General features: G+C 68.6%; 15 protein-coding genes and 1 pseudogene. 6 read left to right on the top strand and 10 right to left on the bottom strand.

The window, feature by feature from the left end; all coding sequences use genetic code 11:
- Both G6022_RS06735 and G6022_RS06730 read right to left on the bottom strand, forming a co-directional pair.
- A partial coding sequence (locus G6022_RS06735) for a bifunctional adenosylcobinamide kinase/adenosylcobinamide-phosphate guanylyltransferase (protein ID WP_182691224.1) occupies positions 1-596 on the bottom strand: 596 nt, incomplete at its 3' end.
- Between the two features lie 99 nt (positions 597-695).
- Positions 696-1,391 carry a DUF3043 domain-containing protein gene (locus G6022_RS06730; RefSeq protein ID WP_182640071.1) on the bottom strand — a complete coding sequence of 232 codons (696 nt, stop codon included), beginning with the start codon at positions 1,389-1,391 and terminating at the stop codon, positions 696-698.
- Positions 1,392-1,558: 167 nt separating this feature from the next.
- Here G6022_RS06730 and G6022_RS06725 point away from each other — a divergent pair, with 167 nt between their 5' ends.
- Positions 1,559-1,921, top strand: a complete 363-nt coding sequence (locus tag G6022_RS06725) for an iron-sulfur cluster assembly accessory protein (protein ID WP_107756186.1) — start codon at positions 1,559-1,561, stop codon at positions 1,919-1,921.
- A 65-nt stretch (positions 1,922-1,986) separates the two neighbouring features.
- Positions 1,987-2,964 (top strand): carbohydrate kinase family protein, encoded by a 978-nt coding sequence (locus G6022_RS06720; protein ID WP_182610028.1) that lies wholly within the window; start codon positions 1,987-1,989, stop codon positions 2,962-2,964.
- A gap of 178 nt (positions 2,965-3,142) precedes the next feature.
- On the opposite strand, the gene asnB is transcribed toward G6022_RS06720, so the two are convergent.
- Positions 3,143-5,068: an asparagine synthase (glutamine-hydrolyzing) gene (gene asnB, locus G6022_RS06715; RefSeq protein WP_182691226.1), complete on the bottom strand. Its 1,926-nt coding sequence runs from the start codon at positions 5,066-5,068 to the stop codon at positions 3,143-3,145.
- 227 nt (positions 5,069-5,295) lie between these two features.
- Between asnB and G6022_RS06710 the strand changes: the two genes are divergently transcribed.
- Positions 5,296-6,414 carry a cytochrome c oxidase subunit II gene (locus G6022_RS06710; RefSeq protein WP_179525027.1) on the top strand — a complete coding sequence of 373 codons (1,119 nt, stop codon included), beginning with the start codon at positions 5,296-5,298 and terminating at the stop codon, positions 6,412-6,414.
- Between the two features lie 36 nt (positions 6,415-6,450).
- Positions 6,451-6,867: a cytochrome c oxidase subunit 4 gene (locus G6022_RS06705; RefSeq protein WP_179525028.1), complete on the top strand. Its 417-nt coding sequence runs from the start codon at positions 6,451-6,453 to the stop codon at positions 6,865-6,867.
- 202 nt (positions 6,868-7,069) lie between these two features.
- Here the strand turns inward: G6022_RS06705 and G6022_RS06700 are convergent, their stop codons facing one another.
- The gene (locus G6022_RS06700; RefSeq protein WP_179525029.1) at positions 7,070-8,227 is read right to left on the bottom strand and encodes an acyl-CoA dehydrogenase family protein; all 1,158 of its coding nucleotides are present in this window, start codon (positions 8,225-8,227) and stop codon (positions 7,070-7,072) included.
- 129 nt (positions 8,228-8,356) lie between these two features.
- Complete coding sequence (locus tag G6022_RS06695; RefSeq protein WP_182640072.1) at positions 8,357-8,881, bottom strand: DUF3253 domain-containing protein; 525 nt, start codon at positions 8,879-8,881, stop codon at positions 8,357-8,359.
- Positions 8,882-9,038: 157 nt separating this feature from the next.
- Between G6022_RS06695 and G6022_RS06690 the strand changes: the two genes are divergently transcribed.
- Positions 9,039-10,622, top strand: coding sequence for an FAD-binding protein (locus G6022_RS06690; RefSeq protein ID WP_182640073.1), 1,584 nt, complete (start codon positions 9,039-9,041; stop codon positions 10,620-10,622).
- A 264-nt stretch (positions 10,623-10,886) separates the two neighbouring features.
- Here the strand turns inward: G6022_RS06690 and G6022_RS06685 are convergent, their stop codons facing one another.
- The 4 genes from G6022_RS06685 to G6022_RS06670 are packed head-to-tail and all read right to left on the bottom strand — an operon-like array spanning position 10,887 to position 15,245.
- Positions 10,887-12,509, bottom strand: coding sequence for a cytochrome bc complex cytochrome b subunit (locus tag G6022_RS06685; RefSeq protein ID WP_182610024.1), 1,623 nt, complete (start codon positions 12,507-12,509; stop codon positions 10,887-10,889).
- Positions 12,506-13,696, bottom strand: coding sequence for a ubiquinol-cytochrome c reductase iron-sulfur subunit (locus G6022_RS06680; RefSeq protein WP_182610023.1), 1,191 nt, complete (start codon positions 13,694-13,696; stop codon positions 12,506-12,508). The genes G6022_RS06685 and G6022_RS06680 overlap by 4 nt, the downstream gene beginning before the upstream one ends.
- Positions 13,693-14,577 carry a cytochrome c gene (locus tag G6022_RS06675; RefSeq protein WP_182615678.1) on the bottom strand — a complete coding sequence of 295 codons (885 nt, stop codon included), beginning with the start codon at positions 14,575-14,577 and terminating at the stop codon, positions 13,693-13,695. The genes G6022_RS06680 and G6022_RS06675 overlap by 4 nt, the downstream gene beginning before the upstream one ends.
- 56 nt (positions 14,578-14,633) lie before the next feature.
- Complete coding sequence (locus G6022_RS06670; RefSeq protein WP_182610021.1) at positions 14,634-15,245, bottom strand: heme-copper oxidase subunit III; 612 nt, start codon at positions 15,243-15,245, stop codon at positions 14,634-14,636.
- A 283-nt stretch (positions 15,246-15,528) separates the two neighbouring features.
- Between G6022_RS06670 and trpD the strand changes: the two genes are divergently transcribed.
- On the top strand, positions 15,529-16,593 hold the full coding sequence (gene trpD / locus G6022_RS06665) for an anthranilate phosphoribosyltransferase (protein WP_182610020.1): 1,065 nt from the start codon (positions 15,529-15,531) through the stop codon (positions 16,591-16,593).
- On the opposite strand, the pseudogene G6022_RS06660 reads toward trpD, so the two are convergent.
- Positions 16,574-16,946 (bottom strand): annotated as a pseudogene (locus tag G6022_RS06660) (hypothetical protein); the annotation flags it as partial. The gene trpD and the pseudogene G6022_RS06660 overlap by 20 nt on opposite strands.

Raw genomic sequence — 16,946 nt, 5'->3', positions numbered from 1 at the left:
GACGCCGCGGGGTGGGCCGGAGCCGGTGAGGCGGGGTGACCGGGGGAGCGGCCCGCCGCGGCGGGGGCCCCGGGGGAGGAGAGGGGGAGGACCCTGCCCGCGACGACGAGGACGGCCGAGTCACACACCTCGGCCAACCGCCGGTTGAGCGAACCGACCAGATCGGAGAACAGACGGCCGGAGAGGGTGTCGGGCACGACCCCCAGGCCGACCTCGGGGGAGACCAGGACGAGCGAACCGGGGTGGGCGGCGACCGCCGAGACCAGCGCGTCGACCTCATCGGACACGGCCGCCCCGCCGTCAGTCCACCCGAGCGTGGCGTCCATTCGGCGGGTGAGCCAGCCCCCGAGATCGTCGACGAGGACCGTGTCGTCCGGGTGATCGGCGAGTACCCGCGGGATCTCGTCGGTCTCCTCGGTGGACCACCCGGCGGGCCTGCGGTCCCGGTGCACGGCGATCCGGGCGGTCATCTCGGCGTCGTCGTGGTCCGGTCGCGCGGTGGCCACGTACACCACGTCCGCGCCGGTGGCCGCGGCCACCGATTCGGCGTGGGCGGACTTGCCCGATCGGGTGCCGCCGAGGACGAGCAGGCGCATGGCGTTCCGGGCCTTTCCGTGGATCGTCGGTCAGGTCAGCTGTCGAGCAGGTCAGCTGCCGAGCAGGTCAGCTGTCGAGCAGGTCAGCTGGTGATCAGGTCAGATGGAGTCGCCCGGGCGTACCCGGGGGCGCGGGGTGCGGAGCATCCGCGGCTGCGTCGCCCGCATCACCGCGTACCACCCCATGCCGAACCCGGTGTCCTCGGTGTCCGGGAACCGATCGCGGACGACCCGGTTGACCTTGCGTCCGAGGAGGATTCCGTCCACCACCACCACGACGATCAGGATGAGGAACAGGTTCTGGCTGTAGAACATCAGTTCCGGGTTGGGGATCAGCTGGAAGATGATCACGAACAGCGCGAGCGGCATGAAGAAGTTGATCAGGCGCCGGTGGGTGTCCACCCAGTCGCGGGCGAAGCGACGGACCTCGCCGCGGTCCCGCGAGAGCACGTAACGGTCGTCGCCGGCCATCATGAGCTGGCGGCGCTCCTCACGGGCGGTACGCTGCTCGGCCCGGGCGGCCTTGCGCTCGTCCTTGGTCATGCTGGCCTCGGCGGCCTTCCGGCGCTCCTTGGCCTCCTTACGGGTGACCGGCGCCGTGACGGGACCCGTCCGCAGGCCGCGCGCGCGCTCCTGGTCCCGCCGCTTGGGGGTGGGCTTGCCCTTGCCCGCGGGCCGACGGGCGTCCCCTGCAGGCCCCGGATCCGTGCCCGGGGAGGACTCCGGCCCGGTGTCGGTACCTGCGGAGCCCTTGCCGGGGTCGTCTTTACTGGAGCCGAATGCGCGCAACTTCACATACCCAGGCTAGGCGATCGATCCCCGCCGAGGACATTCACCCGTCACTCCTCGCAGGCGTATCGTGTCAGGCGACGCGGCGTCCGGGGAATAGAGAGCTCCCCGGTGGGCGTTGCACCACCGTAGGACGCCACCGAAGACCCTCTCGGATCGCAAGGAGAACCGACATGACCACTGCGGAGAACACCGCCACGGAGACCACCGCCACCGGTGTGCTGCTCACCGACGCCGCCGCCTCGAAGGCCAAGGCACTCCTCGACCAGGAAGGTCGCGACGATCTGGCCCTGCGCATCGCCGTCCAGCCCGGTGGTTGTGCCGGCCTGCGGTACCAGCTCTTCTTCGACGACCGCTCGCTCGACGGCGACGTCGTGGACGACTTCGGTGGCATCAAGCTCGCCGTCGACCGGATGAGCGTGCCCTACCTGACCGGTGCGTCGATCGACTTCGTCGACACCATCGAGAAGCAGGGCTTCACCATCGACAACCCCCAGGCCACCGGCTCGTGCGCCTGCGGCGACTCGTTCAACTGAGTCCAGCCGGGCACTGACGACCCGGGCCGATCGCTGGTCGGCCCGGGTCGTCTACTGTCTGGAGCATGTCAGTAGTCATCACGGGTTCCATCGCCACCGACCACCTCATGACCTTCTCGGGTCGGTTCTCCGAGCAGCTCCTGCCGGACCAGCTCGCCCACGTGTCGCTGAGCTTCCTGGTGGACTCCCTCCAGATCCGCCGCGGCGGAGTGGGTGGCAACATCGCGTTCGCGCTCGGCGTGCTCGGCCGTCGTCCCCATCTGGTGGGCGCCGCGGGTGAGGACTTCGCCGAGTACCGCGACTGGCTGGAGAGGCACGGCGTGGACACCTCGGCGGTCCACATCAGCTCCGCCCTGCACACCGCACGGTTCGTGTGCACCACCGACTCGGACATGGCCCAGCTCGCCTCGTTCTACCCCGGCGCGATGGGTGAGGCGGCCACCATCTCCCTGGCCCGCCTGGTCGACCGCATCGGTCGGCCCGAGATCGTGCTCATCGGCGCCAACGACCCGACCGCGATGAACTCCCACACGGCGGAGTGCCGCGAGCTCGGGCTCGACTTCGCGGCCGACCCCTCCCAGCAGCTGGCGTTCCTCGACGGTGAGGCGGCCGCAGCGCTGGTCGACGGCGCCCGGTACCTGTTCACCAACGAGTACGAGTACGAACTCCTGCTGAACAAGACCGGGTGGACGGCCGAGGAGCTGGACGACAAGGTCGGTACCCGCATCACCACCCGCGGAGGAAAGAGCGTGGTGATCGTGGAGAAGGGCGCCGAGCCCCTCGAGGTGGGCATCGTGCCCTCGGACAACCTGCTCGACCCCACGGGCGTCGGCGACGCGTTCCGCGCCGGATTCCTCACCGGTGTGGTCGACGGCCTCTCGCTGGAGCGTTCGGCCCAGTTCGGTGCTCTCATCGCGACCCACGTGCTGGAGACCACCGGCACCCAGGAGTGGAGCATCGACCCCGCCGCCGCGCGCCGGCGACTCGCCGCGGCCTACGGGGACGAGGCCGCCGAGGAGCTCGCGGCGCTGCTGCCCGCCTGATCCCGCCCGGGGCGCTCACCGCCGTGCCGACGACCACCGACCGGCCAGCGACCGACCCCCGACGAGAAGAGCGTTCCGCACGCATTCCCCGAGAGGGTGTGTGCGGAACGCTCTTCTCGATGGGTCGGGCCCGCGGGGGCCCGAGATCGGGTCCGGCTGGCGGCGGGGTCGGGTCGGGCTAGAGGCGCACGGGGTAGTCCCGCTGCTCGATGTCCGGGGTGATGCGGCCCTCCACGAAGATGCCGTGCCAGATCATGAAGCACAGCATCGTCCAGATCCGGCGGCTGTGGTCGGACTCGCCACGGCGGTGCTCGTCGAGCATGCGCATCACGGCGGCCTTGTCCACGAACTCGTCGGTGCCCGAGGCCAGGACCTGCGCCCGCGCCCAGTCGTGCAGCTCCGGTCCGGCCAGCCAGTGGCGGGTCGGAACCGGGAAGCCGAGCTTCTTCCGGTGCAGCACGTGCGCCGGCACGATCCGCTCGAGCGCCTTGCGGAGCGCGTACTTGGTGGTCCCGTGAGCGACCTTCTCCGTGTACGGCAGGCGGGAGGCGACCTCGTAGACCTCGCGGTCGAGGAACGGCACGCGCAGCTCGAGTGAGTTGGCCATGGTGACCCGGTCCGCCTTGACCAGGATGTCCCCGCGGAGCCACGTGAACAGGTCCAGGTGCTGCATCCGGGCGACAGGGTCCCACCCGCGGGAGCGCTCGTAGATCGGAGCCGTCACGTCCTGGTGGCTCCACTCGGGACGGTAGTCGGTGAGGACCGAGCGGACCTGGTCCTCGGAGAACGAGCGCGCGTTGCCGTAGTAGCGGTCCTCGAGACTCATGGATCCGCGATGCAGCAGGCTCTTTCCACGGGTGCCCTCGGGGATCCGCGTGCTCACCCTTCCCAGTGCGCGGCGCAGGCCACCGGGGATCTTCTCGAACGGTGCGAGCGAGAGCGGCTCCTTGTAGATGGTGTATCCGCCGAAGAGCTCATCCGCGCCCTCGCCGGACAGGACCACCTTGACGTGCTTGCGGGCCTCGCGGGCGACGAAGTACAGCGGGACCAGGGCCGGATCGGCGACCGGCTCGTCGAGGTACCAGATGATCTCGGGGATCGCGGCGGCGAACTCCTCGGGCGAGACCACCTTGACGATGTGTTCCACACCGATCGCCGCGGCGGACTCGGCGGCCACGTCCACCTCCGAGTAACCCTCCCGCTCGAACCCCGTGGTGAAGGTGAGGAGGTTCTCGTTGTGACGCCGGGCGAGCGCGGCGATGGCGGTGGAGTCGATGCCGCCGGACAGGAACGAACCCACGGTGACGTCGGCGCGCATGTGCTTGGCCACGGAGTCCTCGAGGGCCACGGCGATCTCCTCGTAGCGGCGCTCGGAATCGCCGTCGGCGACAGGGACCACGGGGAAGGTCGGCTCGAAGAAGCGCTCGATCACCGGAGCGGCGCCGGGGGAGAGGGTCGCGTGGCAACCGGATTCCAGGCGGCGGACACCGCGGGTCAGCGTCTCGTCCTCGGGGACGTACTGGAGGGTGACGTAGTGCTGTAGGGCGCGGGTGTCGAGAGAGGTGTCGACGGCGAGGAGGTCGATCAGTTCGGTGATCGACTTCTTCTCGCTCGCGAACGCGGTGCCCCCGGGACCGGTCGCCATGTAGAGGGGCTTGATCCCGAAGGGGTCGCGGGCCACGAAGAGGGTGCGTTCGACGGTGTCCCAGATCGCGAAGGCGAACATCCCGCGGAGCCGGCGGACGGCGGCGGGGCCCCAGTGGTGGAACGCCACCACGATCGGCTCCCCGTCGCCCTCGGTCCGGAACTCGGCACCGAACTCCTCAAGCAGCTGCGCACGGAGTTCGACGTAGTTGTAGATCTCCCCGTTGAACGTCAGGGCGTAGCGGTCGGGGGCCTCGGGCGGACCCCAGCGCAGCGGCTGATGCGAATGCGCGATGTCGATGATCGACAGACGGTTGAAGCCGAACGCCAGGTCGTCGTCGACCCAGGTCCCCACCTCGTCCGGACCGCGGTGACGCTGGCACCCCATCGCGCCCAGAACCCTCGATTCCTGGGCGCGGGCGGAGCCGTCGGGGGTGAGCAGACCAAGCAGGCCACACATTCGTCGGGTACCTCGTCGATCGTCGTCGGGGGTGGGGGAGAACCCGCGTCTGCGGGCCACGATGGGTTCGAATACTACTGGTCCCGGGGCTCCCGCCCGCCGCGCCGGACGGCGGAGGGGTGGGTTCGGTGAAATGCCGGGACCCGCGGCTTCCAAACTGAGAGCCGTGGTCTACGATTCCTAAGTGTCCCGGCCACGTGGTCGGTGCCGCTGATCAGGAAGGCGTGATGGTGGAACAGCGTGACGGGCGTCGTCGGACGCGCAGGGCTGCACTCGCGGTGTCGCTCGGCACATTGGGCTTGATTTTGTCCGGTTGCAGCCTCCACACCGACAACAAATGGTGGAACCAGACCATGAACTTCGGGTTCCCCAACGGGATCACGCCCGAGGGCATCGCCATCAGGGAGTTCTGGACTATCACCGTCATCACCTCGCTTGTCGTCGGGTTCTTCGTGTGGGGCCTCATCTTCTGGACCATGGCCTTCCACCGCAAGAGGAAGAACGACGACGGCGAGTTCCCGCGTCAGACCGCGTACAACGTGCCGCTCGAGCTGGTCTACACGGCGGTGCCGTTCGTGATCATCTCGGTGCTCTTCTACTTCACCGTCATCACGCAGAACAAGGTCCTCGACCTCCGGCCGGAGGAAGAGGTCGGCGTCAAGGTCGACGTCACCGCGTTCCAGTGGAACTGGAAGTTCGGGTACAACAAGGTCGACGTCGCGGGTGTGTCCATCGAGGACGGCACCAACGAGGAGGCCCAGCGTGCGGCCGAGGAGGCCGGCGTCCTCTCGGAGGAGCAGCGCATGGCCCTCGGTCACCACGGGGAGCCCGCCGCCGGCGGTCCGATCCACGGTCGCCTCGCCGAGGACAAGTCGTACCTCCACTTCAACGACATCGAGACCGTCGGCACCTCCGAAGAGGTCCCGGTGCTCGTACTGCCGACCGGAACCCGCGTCGAGTTCCGCCTCGCGGCGGCCGACGTGATCCACTCCTTCTGGATCCCCGAGTTCATCTACAAGCTCGACGTCATGCCGCACCCCGGCCAGAACCAGCAGCTGAGCATGTTCCAGATCGCGGAGATCGAGCGTGAGGGCGCCTTCGTCGGACGGTGTGCCGAAATGTGCGGCGCGTACCACGCGATGATGAATTTCGAGCTCAGGGCGGTGTCGCCGGAGGCCTTCGCGGAGTACATCCAGTTCCGCCAGGACAACCCGACCGCGTCCAACGCGGAGGCGCTCGCGTCGATCGGCGAGGAGCCCTACTCCACGTCCACGGCACCGTTCAAGACCGGCCGCAGCGATACCCGCGACCAGAACAACATCATCGAGAACGCATCCGCTAACTGACGTCTCTCCCGGTATCACGCGAAGGGCTCCTGCACGATGAACGCAACAGTAAGAATCTTCGACGGACTGGTGGTCTTCCTCGCCATCCTGGCCATCGCGTACACCTACCTCACGGGCACCTCGCGCACGGGTATCGAGTGGGTGGGCTCCACGGCTCTCGTGCTCTCCGCCGGGCTGTGCCTGCTGATCGGTGGGTACCTCCGCTTCGTGGCGCGGCGCATCAGCACGCTTCCCGAGGACTACGAGGAGGCGGAGATCTCCGACGGCGCCGGCGAGCTCGGGTTCTTCAGCCCGCACAGCTTCTGGCCGTTCTTCATCGCCTTCTCGATCCTCATCATCGGTTTCGGCGCGGCGTTCTGGAACTGGTGGGTGCTGCTCGGTGGCGCGACCGCGCTGATCATCACCGCCTGTGCCCTGGTCTTCGAGTACCACTGGGGCCGCGAGAAGCACTGACCGACGGTCAGACCCCACGAGGCCCCCACCGCGAGACGCGGTGGGGGCTTCGTTTGTTCACGGATCACCGCCCGAAGCCGGGACTCATGTCGGCAACCCGCGGTCGTGGCGTCTCCGACGTCGGGGGCATCACCCGGGAACGAGCTCGGGCCGGGACCCGCGCGGCGCGCAGGTCCCGGCCCGGATCAGGCCCGGTGGGGGACTACAGTCCCATGTCCTTGGCGATGATGGTCTTCATGACCTCGTTGGTCCCGCCGTAGATCCGGTTGACCCGGTTGTCGGTGTACAGGCGGGCGATCGGGTACTCGTTGATGAACCCGTATCCGCCGTGCAGCTGCAGGCAACGGTCGATGACCTCGGCCGCGATCTCGGTGCAGAACAGCTTGGCCGATGCGGCCTCGGCCGCGGTTAGCTCTCCCTCGTCGAGTGCCTCGAGCGCGCGGTCGGCGACGGCCTGCGCCGCGTCGACCTTGGCCTGGCAGGCGGCGAGTTCGAACTTGGTGTTCTGGAACGAGGCGACCTCCTTGCCGAAGACCGTGCGCTGCTGGGTGTACTCCTTGGCGAAGCGCACCGCGGCCGCGGCCTGGGCGTAGGCGCCGTACGCGATTCCCCAGCGCTCGGACGGCAGGTTCTGGCCGAGGTAGTAGAAACCACGGTTCTCCTCGCCGAGCAGGTCCTCGACAGGGACCTTGACGTCGCTGAAGGCCAGCTCCGCGGTATCGGAGGTGCGCAGACCGACCTTGTCGAGCTTGCGTCCCACGGAGTAACCCGCGAGCTTGGTGTCGACGGCCAGGAGGGAGATGCCGAAGCGACGGTCGTCCTCGCGCGGGGGAGCGGTCCGGGCGCAGACGATCACGCGGTCGGCGTGGACACCGCCGGTGATGAAGGTCTTGGCACCGTTGAGGACGTAGTGGGTGCCGTCCTCGGAGAGCTTGGCGGTGCTCTTCATGCCGGCGAGGTCCGAGCCGGTGCCCGGCTCGGTCATGGCCAGCGCCCACATCTCCTCGCCGGAGACGAACTTGGGCAGATAACGCTGCTTCTGCTCCTCGGTCGCCAGGGCCTTGATGTAGGGCAGGCCCAGCAGGACGTGAACGCCCGATCCACCGAAGTTCACGCCCGCCCGGGCGGTCTCCTCGGACTGGATGGCCTCGAACTTGTGCGAGTTGATCCCGGCGCCGCCGTACTCCTCGTCGACGTTGATGCCGAAGACCCCGAGATCGGCGAGCTTGTAGTAGAACTCGCGCGGCACGATGCCCGCGTCGAACCACTCCTGGAAATGGGGGGACACCTCGGACTCGATGAAGGCGCGGATGGTCTGGCGGAAGGCCTCGTGGTCTTCGTTGAACACTGTGCGACGCAAGGGTGTATGCCTTTCCATTGGACGACCCGCCGTGAGAGGGGGACGGGGCGATCTGGTGAATGTCTCCTACCAGAAGTGATCGTACAAGGCCGCGAACCGCGACATGGCGGGGGTTACCGGCTGGTAGCTTCAGTTCCGTGCCACGCTGCCGTCCGTCGGTGGCCGGAAGTCGAGCGCGTCCGCCGCCACGATGCGGATCGGGCCTCGGATGTCGGCTCCGGAGACGACCCGGCCACGTTGCGTGATGGCGACGACGCCGTCCGCTCGGAGATCCAGGGCGACCTGTCGGGCGGTGTCCATGAGCTCGCGCCACTGTTCGCCGCCCACCGTGCGGGCGGCGTCGCTGGGGCAGATCGAGCCCTCGCCGCGGGAGCGGAGCAGCGTTCGGATCGTCGCGGCCAACCGGTTCCGCGTCCCCTCCTCGGTCGGATCCCACCAGGGGTCGCCGCGCTCGCCCAGCGCGGTCTTGGCGTCGTGCACCATCACCCGCGCGGCGTCACCCTCGGACTTCACGAGCCGGCGGCCGGTCATGAGCGCGGAGACGAGTTCGGTCCTGAGCGTGTCCGGGATCGACGGATCGGTGGCCCTCCATCGCCTCCCCCTGACCACGATGTAGCGACCGTCCTCGGTGTGTTCGACCTCGTTGCGCGTCACACCGCGATCATGCCCGCACGACGTTGAGGTGTCACGAAACCCGCCGGTCGGGCCACGGAAACGCGCCGGGAAGCTAGTGTAGAACGTGTTCTAGTAGGCGTCGGCCCACGGCCGGTGTCCGGGCCGTGTGCCCGTGACGACGAGATGAGGAGAGCCCGTGACGACGCAGGCCGGCACGTTCGATGCAGAGTTCGATGTGGTTGTGGTGGGATCGGGCGTCGCGGCGCTCTTCGGCGCGGCCGCGGCGGCCTCGCGGGGGCTGTCGACCTGTCTCGTCGAGAAGACGGACCGTTTCGGGGGCACCTCCGCGTACTCGGGCGGCGCGGTGTGGTTGCCCGGCAACGCCGTCCTCGCCCGCGACGGGCTGGAGGACTCGGTGGACACGGGCCGCACCTACTTCCGCGCCGTCGTGGGCGACCGGACCGACCACGACCTGCAGGACGCGTACCTGAACACCGGGCCGATGGTCGTCGACTTCCTCCAGGACACGCTGGGGATCCCTACGAGATTCCAGGCGTTCCCCGACTACTTCGACGCACCCGGACGCCAGGAGGTGGGTCGAAGCATCTACCCCAAGCCCATCAAGGGGGAGGAGGTGGGTGAGCGCACCGGAGATATCCGCTCCTCGGTGCCGTCGGATCAGTTCGGTTCCCCGGAGGACACCGCCAGGTTGGAGGGCGGCCGCGCCTGGGTCGCCCGGCTCGTGCTGGCGTTGGATGGCATGGAGTCGGCCGAGCTCTGGCTGTCGACGGCTGCGGAGCGACTTATCCGCGACGACGACGGGCGGGTCGTGGGGGTCGAGGTGCGAGAGGGCTCGGGCCTGCGGTCGATTCGCGCACGGCGGGGCGTACTCGTCGCCGCGGGCGGATTCGAGCGGTCGACGGAGTTGCGTCGACGGTGGCAGCGGATGCCGACCTCTGACTGGTCGGCCTCCCACCCGGATACCGGTTCCGGGGACGCCGTCCGCATGTTCGACGAGGTCGGGGCCAGACTCGACCTGCTGGACCAGTCATGGTGGTGTCCGGCGACACTGTTCCCCAACGGGCACGCGGCGTTCACCCTCGGTTTCCGCTCCGGGATCATCGTCGACGGCGCAGGTCGTCGCTTCGCCAACGAACTCCTGCCGTACGACCAGATGGGCCGTCGCATGCACGCCCGGATGGACGACGGAGCGGGCGAGGAGTTCTGGTTCGTCTTCGATGACTCGGAGGCGGGCGGGTATCCGGCGATCTGCGTCCCCGCCCCTGATCCCGAGCAGCTGCGGGCGGCCGGGCTCTGGCACACCGCAGCGACGATCGGGGAGCTGGCCCAGGCCATCGGTATCGATCCGGACGTCCTCGCCGAGAGCGTCACCCGGTTCAACGGCCATGCCGCGCAGGGCAGAGATGACGACTTCGGACGGGGCGAGGATCCGTACGGGAGGTTCTTCCTCGGCGCCTCCACTGCCGAGGAATGCCTGCGGCCCCTGGGGGGCGATCGTCTGCACGCCGTGCGCCTGGTGCTGGGGGACCTGGGCACCAAGGGTGGTGCCGTGATCGACCCGAACGGGGCCGTGGTGGGTACCGACGGTGCACCGATCCCGGGCCTCTACGCCGCCGGCAACTCGTCGGCGTCGGTGTCCGGTGAGGCATACCCGGGTCCCGGGGTCCCCCTGGGGTCGGGCATGACCATGGCCTTCCGGGCCGTGGCCGACATGGCCGGGAAGCCGCTGCCGGTGAACCCCGCTCCGGTCGCCCGGTGACCGGAGCGCCCGCCACCTCTCGCGGGTGGCCGGGCACGGTGACCGCACCTCCCGGGTGGTCCCACGGGCCTCCGGCCCAACCCGTCCCATGAGGAGGACGTCCCAGGCGCCGGGGTGAGGCCGGTGTCACGCGGCCCGCGACGTCGACCCCCCGACAGATCACCCGCTCCCGAAAGATCACTCGCCCCCGGTGGAGGAGGCGAGACGACCGCGGGCCGGAACTCCTCTCGGAGCTCCGGCCCGCGGTCGGGTGTCAGCGGTGGATCAGTGCTCGTCGTGGCGACGCGTACGGTTCTCCTGCTGCAACGTGGTGAGCATCGAGTGCTCGCGGTCGTGCTTGCCGTGATCGGCGTCGTCGAGATGACGCACCTCGTCGACGGGGTCGGCGGTGAGTGCGCCCCGCGGGGGCCGGCCGGCCGCACCGAGCTGGTTCATCTTCGTGGGCACCTTGGCACCCGCGTACTCGAGCGGAACCGCGTGACCGTGCTCGTCCATCCCGCCCAGCGGCTGGTGGACCTCGACGAACTCGCCCTGCGGCATCCGCATGATGATGCCGGTCTCGATCCCGTGCTCCAGGACCTCCCGGTCGGCCCGCTGGAGACCCAGGCAGAGACGGTAGGTGAAGAAGTACATGACCGGCGGCAGCAGGATCAGACCGATCCGGCCCGCCCATGTGGTGGCGTTCAGCGAGATGTTGAAGTGATACGCGATGAGGTCGTTGGATCCCATCAACACCAGGATCACGTAGAACGTGATGGCCATGACGCCGGCGGCGGTACGAACCGGAACGTCGCGCGGACGCTGGAGCAGGTTGTGGTGCGCGGTGTCACCGGTGAGCTTGGCCTCGATCCACGGGTACAGGAACATCACCGCGACCATGGCGCCGAGCATCACGGCCACCCAGAGGACGGCAGGGATGGTGTAGTTGCCCAGGTAGATCTCCCACGCAGGCATCACGCGGGCGCCGCCCTCGGTCCACAGCATGTACCAGTCGGGTTGCGAGCCGGCGGAGATGTGGGATGGGTTGTACGGCCCGAGGTTCCATATCGCGTTGATGGTGAACAGGCCCGAGAAGAGCATGAGCATGCCGACCGTGATGGCGCCGAACGCGATGGACTTGACGGCGAAGACCGGGAGGATCCGGACGCCGACGACGTTGTTCTCCGTGCGGCCCGGCCCGGGGAACTGCGTGTGCTTCTGGTACCAGACCAGCGCGAGGTGCGCGGCGATCAGGGCCAGGATGATGGCGGGGATGATGAGCACGTGCAGGACGTAGAAGCGCGGGATCATGAGGTCGCCGGGGAAGTCCCCGCCGAAGATCATCCAGTGCATCCAGGTACCGATCACCGGGAGCCCGACGATGATGCCGGAGGTGATCCGGAGGCCGGTGCCCGACAGGACGTCGTCCGGCAGGCCGTAGCCGAGGAAGCCCTCGACGATGCCCAGCAGCAGGAGGACGCAGCCGATGACCCAGTTGGCCTCACGCGGGCGACGGAACGCACCGGTGAAGAAGATGCGGATCATGTGGACCACCATCGAGGCGACGAAGAGCAGCGCCGCCCAGTGGTGGATCTGCCGGACGAAGAGCCCGCCACGCACCTCGAAAGAGATGTTGAGCGCGGTCTCGTAGGCCCGGGAGATCTCGATGCCGTTGAGCGGGGCATAGGCGCCCTGGTAGATCACCTTCGACATCGACGGGTCGAAGAAGAGGGTGAGGTACACGCCCGAGATCAGCAGGATCACGAAGCTGTACAGGGCGATCTCGCCCAGGAGGAACGACCAGTGCGTGGGGAAGACCTTGTTGATCTGCCGGCGCATGCCCTTGGCCATGGTGTACCGCGAGTCGAGCGCATTGCCGACCGCGGCGATTTTGGTGTTGTTACTCATGAACGACGCTCCCAGAAGGCAGGTCCGACCGGCTCGATGAAGTCACCGTTGGCGACGAGGTAACCCTCGTTGTCAACCGCGATGGGCAACTGCGGCAGTGCGCGCGCGGCGGGGCCGAAGACCGGCTTCGCGTACTCGAGCGCGTCGAACTGCGACTGGTGGCACGGGCAGAGGAAGCGGTGCGTCTGCTGCTCGTACAGTGAGGTGGGGCAGGCGAGGTGCGTGCAGATCTTCGAGTAGGCGTACAGGTCGCCGTAGTTGAAGTTCTCCTGGCCCTTGCGCTTGATCACCCGGGCCGCGTCCGCCGGGCGGAAACGGATCAGCATGACCGAGTTGCGCACGCCGTGGATGGAGTGCATGTGCTCCTCGAAGTCGCCCAGGGCGCTCGCGGGAAGCGGGAACACGGACTCGAGTCCACCGGCCGCCAGGTCCTCGACGTGGATGCGCTCGAGGCGCCCCTCTCCCGCGGGGGGATGGCCGTCCGGGTAGACCTTGCCGGTGTCGCGACCGAGGTACACCTTCTCGGCCGGGAGTCCGTCCGGGCGGGTGTCGGACGCGAGGGTCCACCCCGTGGTGTGCAGGGTGCCGTCTCCGGCGATGGTGAGTTCCCCACGGCGCCACGGGTTCTTGACCATGCCACCGAGCGGCAGGATCGCGGACAGACCGATGAGGGCGACGCTCGCTCCGAGGAAGCCGCCCATGACCTTGCGGCGACCCAGGGTCGAGGTCTTCCAGGAGTCGTTGAGCCCGGCGACGAGGGTCCGGCGGTCGATGTCCTCCGACGGGCCGTCGTGACGGGTCTGGACCGAGATCTCCTCGGGGATGAACTTCTTGGTGAACTGCACCGCACCGAAGCCCAGGAAGAGGATCGACAGGCCGATCGTCAGGCCGAGGAGGGGCGTGTACACCATGTAGAGCCAGTAGCCGTCCTCGCCCTGGCCGCGGTACTCCCAGGGCCAGGCGATGTAGATGACGGCGAAGGCCAGCGCGAGGACCGCGGACAGTGCGAACCAGGTGGTGACGACTCGTGCGGCACGCTTCTCGGATCGCGTGGTGACACCGTCCGGCCACCGGTTCTCGCGGAATCGGACGTCGACCTCGTCGAGTTCGGTTCCCAACCGGACGAGCTCGGCGTCGCTCATCCGGTCGAGGTCCGCGGGGGACGGGTTCTTGGGGGTCTCACTCATGAACGGGATCCGATCCAGAGGGTCGCACCGATGAGGGCGACGATGCCGACTAGCCAGATGGCCACACCTTCGGTCACGGGGCCGAGTCCGCCGAGCGCGTAGCCGCCGGGCGAGACCTTGGAGTCCGTGTCCTTGATGAAGGCGATGATGTCCTTCTTCTCGTCAGGCGTGAGCTGACGGTCCGAGAACTTGGGCATGTTCTGCGGACCGGTGAGCATCGCCTGGTAGATCTCCTGCTCGTTGGCAGGGTCGAGGATGGGGGCGTACTTGCCCGCCGACAGCGCTCCGCCGCGACCGGTGAAGTTGTGGCAGGAGGCGCAGTTGAGGCGGAAGAGCTCGGAACCGCGCGCGATCTCCTCGGCGCGGGCCTCGCCCGAGGCACCGCGCAGCGACCCCTGGGCGATCGACCCGTCGGGATCGGTGACGATCTCGGGACCGCCGCCGAAGAGGTGGACGTACGCCGCGAGCGCGATGATCTGGTGCTCGCTGTAGCGCGGCTTCTTGCGCTCGGCCTGGGCCTCGTTGTTGGCCGCCGGCATACGACCGGAATGGACCTGGAAGTAGGTCGCGCCCGCGCCCGTGCCGACGAGCGAGGGCCCGCGGTCCTCGACACCCTGCAGGTTCATTCCGTGGCAGGTGATGCACGCGACGTCGTAGATCTGCTTGCCCTCGGCGATGAGCGCGGCCTGGTCCTGCTGGGCCGTCGCGACCTGGGGATCGGGAACGACGGCAGTGGCGATGGCCCCGGCGCCGAGGAGACCGGCGGCGATGACGAGCGCGCCGGTCGCCTTACGGCGACGCTTGGACGAGACCGGGCGCGCCGGATTCACCGCGGGCTCCGGCGACGGCGTGTCCGCAGCGGGTGGGTGAGGTGAGTTCATTATGAGTTCCCTTTGGAGTTGGGACCTGCTGGACGCAGCGTCCTGCGGCCAGCTGACTACTGAATGAAGTAGATGGTGACGAAGAGGCCGATCCAGACCACGTCGACGAAGTGCCAGTAGTACGACACGACGATGGCCGCCGTGGCCTGGGCGGGAGTGAACCGGGACATGGTCGTCCGCATGACGAGGACGACGAACGCCAGGACGCCGGCCGCCACGTGGAGGCCGTGGAAACCGGTGGTGATGAAGAAGACGGACCCGTAGACGCTGGACGAGATCGTGGTGCCCTCGAGGTACAGCATGACGTACTCGTAGGCCTGACCGATGAGGAAGACCGTGCCCATGAGGGCCGAGATGATGTACCAGCGACGGAGACCGAAGACGTCACCCTGCTCGGCGGCGAAGACGCCCATCTGACAGGTAACCGAGGACGCCACGAGGATCGCCGTGATAGTCAGGGCGAACGGGACGTTGAGGTGCGTCGGGTAGGAGGGCCAGTCACCTCCCGAGTTCGCCTTGGAGACGAAGTACATCGCGAACAGCCCCGCGAAGAACATCAACTCCTGGGACAACCAGATGATGGTGCCCACACTGACCATGTTCGGCCGGTTCAGCGAATGAACGCGCTGAGCCATTGCCGATCCTGAGTTATCCACTGCGCTCGTCACGAGGCCAAGTATGACCCCTGAGGTGGGCGGAGGCTGCAGGGACCCCCGATTTCGGCGTGTCCCCACAGCGTTTTCGCAGGTCGTTCCTAGAACTCCCCGGTAACCCGTCAGGGGACGCACCCCGTGCAGGGGTATCAGGGCCTTCTCAGGCTCTTCTGCGGCTGGGGGAACGGGTCCCGTGACGGGAGTCCGCGGGCACCGACGACGCGGCTGGTGGCACGATTGTCACTGTGCGGTCGGACGGTGACGGACCGCCGGGATCCAGGGAGAGAGGTCGGGACACGTGGGGAGTTCTGCAGCGTTCGACGAGGGCCGGTCCTGGCCCGGGGTACTCGGCACGCTCACGGCGGGTGAGGACCTGGAACCGGCGGACGCCCGCTGGGCGATGTCCCGGATCATGGAGGGCCTCGCGACGGATGCGCAGATCGCGGCGTTCGGGGTCGCGCTCGACATGAAGGGTGTCACGGGTCCGGAACTGGACGCCCTGTCCTCCACGATGCTCGACTACTCGCGTCGCGTGCCGACCTCCCGGCCCTGCGTCGACATCGTCGGGACCGGCGGGGACCGGCAGGGAACGGTGAACATCTCCACCATGTCCGCCCTCGTCGTGAGCGCCTGCGGAGTGCCCGTGGTCAAGCACGGTAATCGTGCGGCGTCATCGAAGAGCGGAGGGGCCGACGTCCTCGAGGCTCTCGGGGTGGCGATCGACCTGGGCCCGGAGGAGGTCGCCCGGTGTGTCGACGAGGTGGGTGTGGCCTTCTGCTTCGCCCCCGTGTTCCATCCCGCCCTCCGCTTCGCCGCCGCGCCACGGCGGGAGATCGGCATCCCGACCGTCTTCAACATCCTGGGTCCCCTGACCAACCCCGCGGCCCCCGCGGCCAACCTCATCGGGTGCGCCTTCGACCGTCTCATGACCGTGATGGCGGAGGTCTTCGCGCTCCGCGGGCGCTCGGCGCTCGTCGTGCGGGGAGCCGACGGCCTCGACGAGATCACGATGACCGGGCCGACCCGCGTGCTGCGCGTCTCGCACGGCCGGATCGAGGAGGACGAGATCGCCCCCGGCGACTTCGGGATGGCGACGTGCGCGATCGAGGAGCTGCGTGGGGGGGACGGGCAGCACAACGCGGGCGTCGCCCGGGACCTGCTGGCGGGTAAGAAGGGCCCCGTCAGGGATGCCGTCCTGCTCAATTCCGCGGCTGCGCTGGTGGCTTTCGACGGACTCGAGCCGGGAGCTGACCTGGTGACCGCGATGACGTCGGCGGTGGATCGCGCCGCGAGGGCGGTGGACGACGGCGAGGCGGCCGGACTCCTGGACAGGTGGGCGGCCTTCAGCGTCGCGCGGGACTGATCCCTGCTCTGCTCGTCTCCGCGGCCGCCCGTTCGGCTCGATCCGCCCATGCGGTCAGAGTGTGGGCACCGTCGACGGGGAGGGCCCAGCAACCCGCGACCGACACGATGCGGGTGGGTGCGGAGTCGATCCATCTGTGCACGTTCCGGATCTCCGAGGCGCTGGCGCCGGAGAACGGCCCGGGTCCGGGTCGCACGGTCGTGGCGCCCGCCCTGAGTGAGTCGATGACGGGGAGGGGGGCGGCCCCGGCCGGCACGATCCCCGAGGCGGCCAGACGTCCGTGACGCACGACTGCCACGGCCCATGTGCGCGCGGGGCCGGGCTGGGCCAGGACCAGCTCGGGCAGGCCGGCG

The organism is Dietzia sp. Cai40, assembly GCF_014145165.1.
Lineage (GTDB): Bacteria > Actinomycetota > Actinomycetes > Mycobacteriales > Mycobacteriaceae > Dietzia > Dietzia natronolimnaea.
The sequence above is the reverse complement of the archived record's forward strand: the minus strand, read 5'-3'. Positions and strand labels throughout refer to the sequence as shown.